The 12,482-nt window shown below is 69.7% G+C and carries 9 protein-coding genes; 2 read left to right on the top strand and 7 right to left on the bottom strand.

All coding sequences use genetic code 11. The features are described 5' to 3' along the window. Positions 1–93: 93 nt before the first annotated feature. Together DKM19_RS48960 and DKM19_RS48955 are read right to left on the bottom strand one after the other, a co-directional pair. Positions 94–762, bottom strand: a complete 669-nt coding sequence (locus tag DKM19_RS48960) for a winged helix-turn-helix transcriptional regulator (protein ID WP_110705359.1) — start codon at positions 760–762, stop codon at positions 94–96. Between the two features lie 93 nt (positions 763–855). Continuing rightward, positions 856–2,148 (bottom strand): MFS transporter, encoded by a 1,293-nt coding sequence (locus DKM19_RS48955; RefSeq protein ID WP_110705358.1) that lies wholly within the window; start codon positions 2,146–2,148, stop codon positions 856–858. A gap of 318 nt (positions 2,149–2,466) precedes the next feature. Here DKM19_RS48955 and DKM19_RS48950 point away from each other — a divergent pair, with 318 nt between their 5' ends. Then, positions 2,467–3,912, top strand: coding sequence for a PLP-dependent aminotransferase family protein (locus tag DKM19_RS48950; protein ID WP_239514006.1), 1,446 nt, complete (start codon positions 2,467–2,469; stop codon positions 3,910–3,912). A gap of 122 nt (positions 3,913–4,034) precedes the next feature. On the opposite strand, the gene DKM19_RS48945 is transcribed toward DKM19_RS48950, so the two are convergent. Continuing rightward, the gene (locus tag DKM19_RS48945) at positions 4,035–5,297 is read right to left on the bottom strand and encodes an aminotransferase class I/II-fold pyridoxal phosphate-dependent enzyme (RefSeq protein ID WP_110706531.1); all 1,263 of its coding nucleotides are present in this window, start codon (positions 5,295–5,297) and stop codon (positions 4,035–4,037) included. Positions 5,298–5,522: 225 nt separating this feature from the next. On the opposite strand from DKM19_RS48945, the gene DKM19_RS48940 reads away from it, so the two are divergent. Beyond that, on the top strand, positions 5,523–6,401 hold the full coding sequence (locus DKM19_RS48940) for a DUF4429 domain-containing protein (protein WP_110705356.1): 879 nt from the start codon (positions 5,523–5,525) through the stop codon (positions 6,399–6,401). A gap of 93 nt (positions 6,402–6,494) precedes the next feature. Here DKM19_RS48940 and DKM19_RS48935 read toward each other — a convergent pair whose 3' ends face one another. From DKM19_RS48935 to DKM19_RS48920, 4 genes are all read right to left on the bottom strand, one after another. Further along, positions 6,495–7,223: an HNH endonuclease family protein gene (locus DKM19_RS48935; protein WP_110705355.1), complete on the bottom strand. Its 729-nt coding sequence runs from the start codon at positions 7,221–7,223 to the stop codon at positions 6,495–6,497. 132 nt (positions 7,224–7,355) lie between these two features. Beyond that, positions 7,356–8,024 (bottom strand): response regulator, encoded by a 669-nt coding sequence (locus tag DKM19_RS48930; protein WP_110705354.1) that lies wholly within the window; start codon positions 8,022–8,024, stop codon positions 7,356–7,358. Next, the gene (locus tag DKM19_RS48925) at positions 8,021–10,945 is read right to left on the bottom strand and encodes a sensor histidine kinase KdpD (RefSeq protein WP_239514004.1); all 2,925 of its coding nucleotides are present in this window, start codon (positions 10,943–10,945) and stop codon (positions 8,021–8,023) included. Before DKM19_RS48925 ends, DKM19_RS48930 begins: the two co-directional genes overlap by 4 nt. Positions 10,946–11,416: 471 nt before the next feature. Further along, a complete protein-coding gene (locus tag DKM19_RS48920) occupies positions 11,417–12,424 on the bottom strand; it encodes a magnesium transporter CorA family protein (RefSeq protein ID WP_110705353.1) in 1,008 nt (335 codons plus the stop codon). Positions 12,425–12,482: the final 58 nt, after the last annotated feature.

Here is a 12,482-nt window from a genome sequence, read left to right as displayed (position 1 = left end):
CGGACCGCCTCAAACCAGGGAAGGTAGGCACAACGTACGCCGATTTACGCGACCGGGGAATCGGGGTGACCGGATACAGACGCCACCGCCACGTCAGGAGAGAAGCTCGGCCGGAGCGGGGGCGATGTGGAAGATCTCGGCGAACCGGTCCAGGAGGGCGGGGTCGCCGGTGACGCGGACTGCTCCGCTCGCGATCGCCTCGACGGGGCTGATCTCCCCGGTCATCAGACGCCTGAGCTCGGTCCCCGTCTCCAGGACGAGATCGGCCCCGGCCAGGGGCCCCTCACCGGCCTGGAGGACGCCGTCGTCGACGCGGGCGTGGATGACGACCTCGCCCAGGCGCAGCTCGTAGCCCGCCCGCGTGCCGCGGGCCGCCTCGGCCCCGAAGCCGGAGCGAAGGGCCATGATCAGCGAGTCGGACGTGACGATGTCCTCGGGGCCGGGCTCGCCCAGTGTCCTCGCGCCCCAGCGGCCGAGCCGGAGGACGATGTCGTCGAGCTCGCGGCCGTACTCGGTGAGCTCGTAGACGACCGAGGCCGCCGGGCGCGGCAGGACGCGGCGGCGGACGATCCCGGCGTGTTCGAGCTCCCTGAGACGGCTGGAGAGGATGTTCGTCGGGATCCTCGGCAGGCCCCGGCGCAGGTCGGTGAAGCGCCTGGGGCCCACGAGGAGATCCCGGACGATGAGGAGCGCCCAGCGCTCGCCGATGAGTTCGAGAGCACGGGAGAGCCCGCAGAACTGTCCATAGTTGCGACCGGCCATGCTCTTTATATTAGCTTTTCATTCTTTTGTTAGAACTAAGTTCATTCTAACAATTAGTTGATTGCATAAAACAACTGCAAGCACTCGAACCATCTAATCGACCTTCAGAGCGTTCGTCGCGATCGACGGCACCACCGAGAGCTCTCCTCCGCAGAGGGGAGCGGCGGCCGGGGCGGAGCGTGCGGCCCGGGTCCGTTCCGCCCAGCGGACGGCCGGTCCCATCGCGAAACCGGCCCCCAGGAACAGCCCGCCCAGCAGGAGCCAGCCCGGTGCTCCCCAGGTGACGATCAACGTGGTGAGCAACAGGGGGCCGAGCATCCTCGCGACCGACGCGCCCGTGCCGAAGAAGCCCTGGTACTGGCCCTGCCTGTCGGGCGGGGCCAGGTCGAACCCGATCTCCCAGACACCGGAGGCCTGCAGCATCTCGCCGAACACCTGCAGGCAGGCGGCCACGAGGAGGACGACTCCGGCGACCCAAACCGAGGATCCGGCCGCCGACAGCGCGAACACCGCGCACGAGGCGAGCATCACCACGCCCGCCTGCCGTACGGACCGGGAGGCGGTGGTCAGGTCCCTCACCCTCCGGGCCACGCGCACCTGGAAGAGCACGACGCTCAGGGTGTTGAGCACCAGCAGCGCCGAGACCGTCCAGGTCGGAGCCTCGGTCCGCCGCACGATCCACAGGGGGATCACCAGGCTGAGGAGAGGCATGTTCAGCAGCGTGATCATGTTGAGGAAGGAGACCAGCGCGTACGGCCTGTCCCGGAGGACCTTCAGCGCCGGCCGGCCGGGAGCGGCGGCCGAAGAGGGTGGCATCGCCGGAAGGCGGAGCAGGACGAGGGCCGACAGCAGAAAGCTCACCGCGTCCATCGCGAGGACCGCCAGGTACGCCTCCTCGGTGTCGAAGCTCAGCGCCGCCCCACCGAGTGCCGCGCCGATCGCCAGCCCGGCGTTCACCGTCGCCTGCAGGTAGGACCGGATCTCGGTCCGCCGCGCCCGGTCCACGAGCCCCGCGAGCAACGCCTGCCGGGCGGCGGAGAGTCCGCACTGACAGCTCGCGTAGAGACAGGCGACCACGACGAACAGGGCGAAGGACCTGACGAACAGGAACGAGCCGACCGCCGTTCCGGTGGCGACGGCCAGCAGCACCGCCGTGCCCCGGGGCCCCCGCCGGTCGGCGAGATGCCCGAGCGGGACCCCCGCCACGGATCCGACGGCCCAGCCGAGGGTCAGGCCGAAGCCGATCTGGGTCGGGGAGAGCCCCACCATCCGGATGAAGTACAGCGCCGAGCACACGTAGTACGCGCCGTCACCGACGGAGTTGGTCAACTGCGCCAGGGCGAGGGTCCGGGGCGGCCCGGGGAACGGAATGATCCAGCTGAACATGGAGCTCCTTGGTCATCTCCGCGATGAGGAGGGCAGGAACGGCGGAGGCGGTGCGAATCTCCGGGGAGTTCGCGCATGCCATACGGAGACCGGCCGAGGTCGGCGGCGGAGGCGGAGGCGGGGTCTCCGGGCGTTCGCGCATGCCGTACGGAGATCGGTCGAGGCCGGCGGCGGACGCGGCCTCGTTTCCCTCTCCTGCCTGCTCCGCTGCCCGATCCGAGCGGTCTGGAGATCACTTTAGGAGGCTGATTGGTCTCGCAGAAGGTCCAATAGTTGGCAGAGCACTCAGACCAATAAGATGGCCGGGTGGACTTTCACGTGAGTCTCACGGAGCGCGGCGACCTGACGGCCAGGATCTACCGGCAGCTCCTGGACGCCATACTCGACGGCCGCCTGCGATCGGGAGAGCGCCTGCCTCCCACGCGTGAGCTGGCGCAACGACTCGACGTGTCACGCACCACGGTGACCGTCGCCTACGAGCGGCTCACCGCCGAGGGTTTCCTCGTCGGTCAGGTGGGCGCCGGCACCTTCGTCTGCGCCGAACCCCTCAACCGCGCACGCCCCCGGAACGCGCCCGCGGGCAGCGGCGTGCGCCCCCGCCGCCTCTGGCAGTCCATCACCGCCGCGTCCGGTGCCGCTCCGAGCTCCGGACCGGTCCCGCCGACGATCTACGACTTCAGGGTGGGCGTCCCCGACGCCCGGCTGTTCCCGCTCGAGACGTGGCGCAGGATCGTCGCCCGCGAGCTCCGCCCGGCGCTGGTGCACTCCGCCATCTACGACGCGCCCCCGGGGCACGCGGGGCTGAGGGAGGCCATCGCCCGCTACGTCGGGATCTCCCGTTCGGTGCGCGCGAACGCCGACGACGTGCTCGTCACCCAGGGGGCGCAGCAGGCACTCGACATCATCGGCCGCGTCCTGATCGAGCCGGGCAGCTGCGTGGCGGTCGAGGAACCCGGCTACCACCCGGCACGGCTCCTGTTCCAGTCGCTGGGCGCGCGGGTCACCGGTGTCCCCGTCGACGCCGAGGGGCTGGTCGTCGCCGCGATCCCCCAGCACGCCCGCCTCGTCTACGTCACCCCCTCCCACCAGTTTCCGCTGGGCACGCCGATGTCCCTCGGCCGCCGCGCCGCGCTGCTCGAATGGGCGGAGCGGCGCGGCGCCGTGGTGATCGAGGACGACTACGACAGCGAGTTCCGCTTCGAGGACCGCCCGCTCGAACCCCTCCAGAGCCTGGACCGCAGCGGCCACGTCATCTACGTCGGGTCCTTCTCCAAGACGATGCTGCCGATGCTGCGGCTGGGCTTCCTGGTGGCGCCGGCCTCGCTGCAACCCGCCCTGCGCAGCGCCAAGCGGCTCACCGACTGGTACAGCGAGATCCCCACCCAGGCGGCGCTGGCCCGGTTCATCGACGAGGGGCTGCTCGCACGGCACATCCGCAAGGCGACACGCGAGTACGCGATCCGCCACGGACAGATCCTCACGATCCTCCGGCGGGACTTCACCGACTGGCTGGAGCCGGTGCCCTCCGCCGCGGGCCTGCATCTCTGCGCCCGCCTGATCCCGGGCGCGGGAGTCGACATGGATCGCGTGACGGCTCTCGCGCGGGAGGCGGGGATCGCCGTCGAGAGCCTCGCCACCTTCTGCGGCGAGGCCCCGGCGCAGCAGGGACTCGTGATCGGCTACGGCGCGATCCCGCCGGAGAGGATCGAGCCGGGTCTGCGGCGGCTCGCGGAGAGCTTCCGCGCCGCCTCGCAGGACGCGTAGGGCCTTCCGCGAGGAGACCCGGCTCCGGTCCGCGACGTCACAGGCCCGGCCCATGACCGAGTCGGGCCGGTCAGCCGGGCCTGGCGGGGCGACACCCGCGCCGGGCCCTTGGCCCCGCCCGGCTAGCGGGCCTGCTCCAGCAGCTTCTCGGTCCCGACGAGACGCACGCAGGTGGCCAGACCCGCGATGGCGAGCTCGACCTCGTCCAGCTCGGGGTAGGTGGGAGCGATGCGGATGGTGCTGTCGCGGGGGTCGTTCCCGTACGGGTGGGTGGCGCCCGCGGGGGTCAGGGCGATGCCCGCTCCGGCCGCCCGGCTCACCACCTCGCGGGCGCATCCCTCCAGCACGTCGAGGCTGATGAAGTAGCCGCCCGCGGGGTTGGACCAGGACGCCAGCCCGGTGCCGCCCAGCTCCTTGGTGAGGATCGTCTCCACCGCGTCGAACTTCGGCCGGATCAGCTCACGGTGGTGGCGCATGTGCTCGGCGAGGCCGTCCTCGTCGCGGAGGAACTCCACGTGACGGAGGTGGTTGATCTTGTCCGGGCCGATGGTGCGCTTGGCGGTGTATCCGAGCAGCCAGGCCACGTTGGCCGCGGACGAGCCGAAGAAGGCGACGCCCCCACCGGCAAAAGTGATCTTCGAGGTGGAGCCGAAGACGAAGGCGCGGTCGGGATTGCCGTTCTCCTCGCACAGCGCCAGGAGATCGGCGATCTCCGCCGGCGTGTCCGTGAGGTGGTGCACGGCGTAGGCGTTGTCCCAGAAGATCCGGAAATCCGGGGCGGCGACCGGCATGGCCGCCAGACGCCGCACGGTCTCGTCGCCGTAGGAGACACCGCTCGGGTTGCTGTACTTGGGCACGCACCAGATCCCCTTGACCTGGGGGTCGGAAAGCACGAGGCGCTCCACGACGTCCATGTCGGGGCCCTCGTCGTTCATCGGCACCGGGATCAGCTCGATGCCGAACCGCTCGCACAGGGCGAAGTGACGGTCGTATCCGGGGACCGGGCAGAGAAAAGCGATCCGCGGCTCGTCCGCCCAGCGGCGCTCGGCTCCCGGAAGCCTGCCGAGCATCGCGTGGACGATGGAGTCGTGCATGAGCGAGAGGCTGGAGTTACCGGCGGCGACCAGCTGGGCGACGGGAACCTGGAGCGAGCCGCTGAAGATCGCCCGAAGCTCGGAGAGCCCCTGGAGGCCACCGTAGTTGCGGCAGTCGGTGCCGTCCGCGGCCTTGTGACCGCTGGGAAGGGTCAGCATGCGGGAGGCGAGATCGAGCTGGCGCGCCGACGGCTTGCCCCGCGTGAGGTCAAGGGAGAGACCGCGCCGGACGAGTGCCTCGTAGTCGCGCAGGGCGTCGTCCCGCTGGGCGATCAGTTCGTCGAGGGTCAGGACCGGAGGGGCCTGAAAGGCCGAAGATGACACGGAAGTTCCTTCGCCTGCTGGTCGGAAGTCTGCTTCGAACGGTATTCAAAGGATAGAAGACCTCGCCGCCCGGCCGGAAACCGGATCGTACCCGGATCGCGTCCGGCCCGCCCCTGAGCGCACCCGGACCGCACTCAGGCCATATGCCCGGGAAGCGACCATAGGCGGAAAACGCACCATAGGATTCCCCCTATGGCTGAGGTCATGGTTCGCGACGGGACCTGGACGTTCGACGGCGAGATTCTGCGGATCGTGCCCGGCCGTAACCGGGGCGTGAAGAAGCTTCGGCAGTTGCTGGGCGAGATGGCGGTGCCGCTGGAGGCGGTGTCCGGCATCGCCTACGAACCGGGCAAGAAGGGCGGACGGCTGCGCCTGCGCCTGCGGGAGGGCGCCGACCCGTTCACCCAGGCCACGCGCGGGCGGATCGCCGAAGCCGCCGACCCCTACCAGCTCACCATCGACGCCGACCGTACGGGCGCCGCCGAATACCTCGTCGACGAGGTGCGCAACGCCCTGGTGATCGAGCAGGTGCCGGAAGGCCCCTCCGACCGTTACCTGCTGCCGGGCCCGGCGCTCCCGCTGACGGTGCCCGGGGGCGACGGCACCGCGACGTTCGACGGCGAGTGGATCCGCATCGAGTGGAACTGGATGGCGGAAGAGGTCAAGAAGTCGACCGGTCCCCAGCGATTCGCGCTGAAGGACCTGATCGGCCTGGAATGGATCCCGAACGCCGGCCTGGAGAACGGCCACCTCCGGTTCCATCTCAGGGGCTCCGAGCACAAGATGGCCCCCAAGCACAACCCGCACTGCCTGGTCCTGTGGGGGATGGACAAGGAGACCCGCACGACCGCGCTGCTCGTCACCGCCATCTTCGTCCGGCTGCCACATCCCTCCGCGACTTCGGACCCCCGCCTCTCCCTGGAAGCGGCCCCACCGCCGGCCCCCGCCGGAGACGACGACCCGGACGCGCTCCTGCGCCGTCTGCGCGAGCTCGGCGACCTGCACAGGGACGGCGTCCTGACCGACGAGGAGTTCACCGTCACCAAGCAGGCACTGCTCCGGCGCTTCTAGCGGCCCGCGCGGATGCTCTCCGGAGTGCGAACCCCCGCGTCTGACGGAGGGATCATCTCCGGAGGTCCGGTCGACGTGCACCCGGAGACGCGGTCAACGGCACTGGGCGAGCATGACGGCCTTGTCGGCTCGGGTGACCGGCAGGTTGTATTTCAGGGCGACCTGGGCGAAGCGGACGACGTAGGCGCAGCGGACCCGGCGCACCGGCGGGAGCCACGAGGCGGGGCCGGAGCCGCCCTTGGCCTCGTTGGCGTCGCCGTACACCGGCAGCAGGTTGAGCGGGTCGTTGGCGATGCGCATCCGCTTGGACATCGGCCAGCGGGAGGCGCCCATCCGCCATTCGTATGACAGCGGGACCACGTGGTCGACCTGGATCTCGTCGGAGTTCTTCTTGCTCCACTGGACGACCCTGCCCGTGTAGGGGTCGCGCAGCTTCATCGAGACGACCACGCAGTCCGATCCCCGGCGGTATCGCACGTTCTCGCCGTCGCGGGCGAGCAGGTCGTTCCGGGTGCCGCAGCCGTTGCGCGCGTACGGCACGCCCTTCGCCGTGTCCGCCCAGTTCTCGCCGAACCGGGCGCGGCTGTAACCCGCCTTGGTTCCCATGCTCCCGACCCGCAGCTTCTTGATCAGTCTGACCGCCGCGCCCCTGTCGCCCGCCGATCCGAGCGGAGCCAGGCCGGGCCGCACGCCGTCCGGGTTGTCGAGCGGCGCGGCGCGGGCGGCGCCCTGAGCCTTCGGTGAGCCGGTGTCTCCCTGGGACGCCAACGAGAAGAGCACCGCCGCGCCCAGCACCACAATGAACACGTCTCGCGTGCTCACCCAGCCTCCATAGGGGGGTCGACAGGCTCAGATATGACTAATTCCCGGAAAATCATTGGTTGACACGGACGCGCCGACCGACGATGGCATTACGAGATCTCCACCGTCCCGACGGCCCGAACGGCTCGGCGATCAGGGCTGGAAGCGGTATCCCATTCCCGGCTCGGTCAGGAGGTGGACCGGGTGGCCGGGGTCGGGTTCGAGCTTGCGGCGGAGCTGGGCCAGATACTGGCGGAGGTAGTTGGTCTCCTTGAGATAGCCGGTTCCCCAGACGTCGTTCAGCAACTGACGCTGGGTGATCAGTTTTCCGGGGTTGCGGACCAGGATCTCCAGGAGACGCCACTCGGTCGGCGTGAGCCGTACCCCGCCGGAAACCGTCTTGCCGACCAGGTCGATCACGTGGTCTCCGATGGAGATCTGGGCGAGTTCGGACTCTTGCACGGCGGTCCGGCGGGACACCGCGCGGATGCGGGCGAGCAACTCGTCGATACCGAACGGCTTGGTCACGTAGTCGTCGGCCCCGGCGTCCAGGGCCTCCACCTTGTCCTGGCTGCCCACCCGGCCGGACAGGACGATGATCGGTATGGCCGTCCAGCCGCGCAGGCCGTGGATGACGTCCACGCCCTGCATGTCCGGCAGTCCGAGGTCGAGGACGACCAGGTCGGGATGCCAGTCGGCGGCCTGGCGGAGCGCCGACCCCCCGTCAGGGGCGACCGCCACCTCGTAGTGGCGCGCGGCCAGGTTGATCCTCAGCGCCCGGAGGATCTGCGGCTCGTCGTCGACGACGAGAATTCGCGTCATTGTGAGCTCTCAGAGGTCTCGGGCGCCTCGTCCGCCGACGTGGGAGGACCGCCACCCGCACCGGCACCGCCCGACGACACGTGAGGACCGCCTATGCCGGTCTCACCCGAGGAAGAGGGAGAGCCATCACCCACATCGGCCGCACCCGACGGCGCGGAGGAGCCACCGCCCACGCCGGCCGCACCCGATGAAGTGGGGGAGCCATCGCCCACGCCGACCTCACCCGAGGGTGCGGGAGAGCCGCCGCCCATGTCGGTCTCACCCGAGAGCGCGGGAGAACCACCACCCACGCCGGCCTCACCCGAGAGCGCGGGAGAGCCACCGCCCACGCCGGCCTCACCCGAGAGTGCGGGAGCGGCAGGTGAGGAGATGGGCAGTGTCAGGGTCATGGTGAGACCTCCCCCTGGTGTCTCTTCAGGTGTGAGGGTGCCGCCCATCGCCTCCGCGAGACCTCGCGAGAGGGCGAGGCCGAGGCCGACACCGGTGTGGTTGTCACGGTCACCGAGCCGCTGGAACGGCAGGAACACCTTGTCGTGCGCCTCCGCCGGGATGCCCGGGCCACGATCGACGACCCGGATCTCCACGTGGTCGCCGTGCGAGCTCGCGGTGACCAGCACCTTGCCCTCGGCCGGGTTGTACCGCACGGCGTTGGACATGAGGTTGACCAGGATCCGCTCCAGCAACGCCGGATCGGCGAGAACCTCGGGCAGTTCGGCCGAGACGTCGCCCTCGACCCGATCCCACATCGGGCCGAGGTCGTCCATCGCACGCGGGACGACCTCCTCAAGCGCCGTCGGCTGGAGCATCAGCCCGAGCACCCCGGCCTGCAGGCGGCTCATGTCGAGAAGGTTGGCGACCAGCCGATCGAGTTTGATCAGGGATTCGTCGGCGGTGGCGAGCAGTTCCTCCCGATCATGGGGCGACCAGTCGACATCGGTGGTGCGCAGGCTCTCCACGGCCGCCATGGCAGAGGCGAGCGGGGTGCGCAGGTCGTGGCTGACGGCGGCGAGCAGCGCGGTGCGCATCCTGTCGGTCTCGGCCAGCGGCCCGACCTGATCGGCCTCCTGCTTCAGCCTCTCCTGGCGCAGCGCCACGGCCGCCTCGGCGGCGAACGCCTCCAGCACCCGCCGATCGGACGCGTCGAGCAGGCGTCCGCAGGCGGCGAGCACCAGGTCCTCGTCGATGATCACGTCCGTGTCGGCCTTACCGGGACAGGTGCACGGGGAGGCGCCCGCGGTGGCGACGATCCGCCAGGCCTGCGGCTCCGACCGGTCGTCGGGGCCGTGCTCGCCCGCCCGCTCCAGCAGCGTCACCGAGTCGAGCCCGAAGGTCTCCCTGAGCCGGGCCAGCAGGGACGGCAGCGCCGCCTCCCCGCGCAGGACGTGGCCCGCCAGGGTGGACAGCACCTCGGCGTCCGCGCTCGCCCGGGCCGCCTCCCTCGTACGGCGAGCGGCCAGGTCGACCACGGCGCTGACCATCACGGCGACCAGCACGTAGACGCTCAACGCGAAGACGTTCTCCGGTTCGGTCACGGTCAGGGAGTGCAGGGGCGGGGTGAAGAACCAGTTGAGCAGGACGAAGCTGACGACGGCCGCCGTGATCGCCGCCCACATGCCGCCCACCAGCGCCACGCAGACGACCATCAGCAGGAACAGCAGGATCTCGCTGGGCAGCGTCATGACGTGCCGGATCTGGACGAGCGCGGCGGTGAGCAGCGGGATGCCGACCAGCGCCATCAGCCAGCCGGCCACCCGGCGGTTGACCGTGAGCGCCGCCCGCGACCGGTTCGGGGCGATCCCCTTGCTGACCTCGTCATGAGTGATCATGTGAACGTCGATGGAGCCGGACATCGTGGTCGCCGTGACCCCGACACCCCGGGAGAAGATCTGGGCGAACCGGCCGCGCCGGGACGCACCCAGCACGAGCTGGGTGGCGTTGACCCCCCGGGCGAAGTCGAGCAACGCCCTCGGGACGTCATCGCCGACGACCTGGTGGTAGGTGCCGCCCAACTCTTCCACCAGGGTCCGCTGCCTGGCCATGTTCGCCGGATCGGCGCTGGTCAGGCCGTCGGACCTGGTGACGTGAACGGCGAGCAGATCGGCGCCCTTGGTCCTGTCCGCGACCCTGGCGGCCCGCCGGATGAGCGTGTCGCCCTCGGGGCCGCCGGTCAGTGCGACGACGACCCGCTCGCGGGCCTCCCACGTCCTGGCGATGCCGTGGTCGGCGCGATACCGGTCGAGCTGATCGTCGACCTTCCCCGCCAGCCACAGGAGCGCGAGCTCCCGCAGTGCGGTCAGGTTCCCGATCCGGAAGTAGTTGGAGAGGGCGGCGTCCACCTTCTCCGGTGGATAGACGTTGCCGTGGGCCATCCTGCGCTGCAGCGCCTCGGGCGACATGTCGACCAGCTCGATCTGGTTGGCCCGCCGGACGACCTCATCGGGCACGGTCTCGCGCTGCGGCACCCCGGTGATCGCCTCGACGACGTCGTTGAGCGACTCCAGATGCTGGATGTTGACCGTGGAGATCACGTCGATCCCGGCGTCGAGGATCTCCTCGACGTCCTGCCAGCGCTTCTTGTTCCTCGCCCCCGGCACGTTGGTGTGCGCCAGCTCGTCGATCAACGCCACCCTCGGCCTGCGCGCGATGACCGCATTCACATCCAGCTCCGTGAAAACGGCGTCTCGGTAGACCATGGACTGCCGGGGAACCGTCTCCAGGTCCTCGACCAGCTCGGCCGTGCGGGGACGGCCGTGGGTCTCCACCAGGCCCACGACCACGTCGGTGCCACGGCCCCGACGCCGGCGGCCCTCGTTGAGCATCGCGAAGGTCTTGCCGACACCGGGGGCCGCACCCAGATAGATCCGCAGCCGCCCGCGCGTGGTGCTCACCTGGTCACTCCGCTCCGGAACCACGGCGCTCATCTTTCGCGTTCCACGACGTCCGGCCGGTCGCCCCGCTCCGGACCCGTGACGGGAATCCCGCGTTCAACCGGTCGCCCCGCTCCGGATCCCCGGGCGCGAACCGCCCGTGCCTCACGTCCCGCGGCGTCCAACCGGTCGCTCCGCTCCGGGGTCGCGGCGCGAACCGCCCGTACCCCACATTCCACAGCGTCCACCTGGTCGCTCCGCTCCGGGGTCGCAGCGTGAACCGCTCGTACCTCACGTTCCGCACCGCGGTCACCCCCCGTCGAGGGCCGGTTCGAGCTCCAGCGCGTTGGCGGCTGGTATGCCCATAAGCCCAGGGTATGACCTCTGTTCTTCTCGATCACCGGCCTGGCCCACCTCATCGGCACCGACCCGCTTCGGGCTCGGGAGAACCGCCTCACCTCGGCTTCAGGGAAACCGTGACCTCGGTGAGCACATCCGGAAATCCATGGACGAGCGGCACCTGGATCAGAGCCAGTTCCGCTTCTTGAACGCCCGGTAGAGCAGAACGGTCCCCAGGACGATCAACATCGTGGACGTCCAGAAGCCGATGGAGTGCTCCGCGCCCGGGTAGGGCACGTTCTGCCCGTAGAAACCGGTGATCAGGGTGGGTACCGCGATGATGGCCGCCCAGCTCGTGATCTTCTTCATGATGTCGTTGAGCTTGAAGCCCTGCTGGTTCATGTGAGCCTCGCGGACGTTTCCCACCAGTTCCCGCAGGGAGTCGGACCACTCGGCGGTGCGCAGCGCGTGGTCGTACACGTCCTGGTAGTAAGGGACCAGCTGGGGCTCCAGCACTTCCTCGCTCCTGCGGAGCAGGCTGCCCACGATCTCGCGCATCGGCACCGCCAGCCGCCGGAACCGCACCAGTTTCTTGCGCATCCGGAACGTCTGCCGCTGGATATGCTCCTGGTCGCCCGGATTCCCGTCGAAGAGATCGTCCTCCAGCGCCTCGATCCGGTCGTCCAGCGCCTGCAGCACCTCGAAGTAGCCGTCCACCACGTAGTCGAGCAGGCCGTGCAGCAGGTACGGCACTCCGTACTTGGCCATCTCGGGGTTGGCGTCCCAGCGTCTGATCACCTCGTCGATGTCGAAGTTGGGGCTCTCTCTCACGGTGACCAGGGCGTTCTTGGTGACGAAGATCGATATCTCGATGAGTTCGAGCTCGGCGTCCGTCGGCTCCGCGGCGTGGACGCCGTCGGATCCGGCCTCCGTCAGCTTCGCGCCGTAGACGCTGAGGAACAGGTGGCTCTCGTAGCTGTCCAGCTTGGGACGCTGGTGGCTGTGAAGCGCGTCCTCGACGGCCAGCGCGTGCAGGCCGAGCTCCTCGCTGATCTTCCCCAGATCCTCACGCGTGGGCGAGCAGAGGTCGAACCACACAACGGCGGACGGATCGCCGACGTAGTCGGACACGTCGGCGATAGGGAAGCCCTCGGACTCGAGGACACCGTTGCGATAAAGGCGGGTGCGCTCCATGACCGCCAACAGTAGCCGCGCTCCACAGGGCCCGGAATCTCCCCCGGGTTCGGGATCG

Source organism: Streptosporangium sp. 'caverna' (genome assembly GCF_003203775.1).
Classification (GTDB): Bacteria; Actinomycetota; Actinomycetes; order Streptosporangiales; family Streptosporangiaceae; genus Streptosporangium; species Streptosporangium subroseum.
This window is presented reverse-complemented; position numbering and strand designations above follow the sequence as displayed.

Bases quoted from the DNA above. Each gene is read 5' to 3' on its own strand.
- DKM19_RS48960 (WP_110705359.1), bottom strand. From the start codon at position 762: ATGGCCGGTCGCAACTATGGACAGTTCTGCGGGCTCTCCCGTGCTCTC.
- DKM19_RS48955 (WP_110705358.1), bottom strand. From the start codon at position 2,148: ATGTTCAGCTGGATCATTCCGTTCCCCGGGCCGCCCCGGACCCTCGCC.
- DKM19_RS48940 (WP_110705356.1), top strand. From the start codon at position 5,523: ATGGCTGAGGTCATGGTTCGCGACGGGACCTGGACGTTCGACGGCGAG.
- DKM19_RS48930 (WP_110705354.1), bottom strand. From the start codon at position 8,024: ATGACGCGAATTCTCGTCGTCGACGACGAGCCGCAGATCCTCCGGGCG.
- DKM19_RS48925 (WP_239514004.1), bottom strand. From the start codon at position 10,945: ATGAGCGCCGTGGTTCCGGAGCGGAGTGACCAGGTGAGCACCACGCGC.
- DKM19_RS48920 (WP_110705353.1), bottom strand. From the start codon at position 12,424: ATGGAGCGCACCCGCCTTTATCGCAACGGTGTCCTCGAGTCCGAGGGC.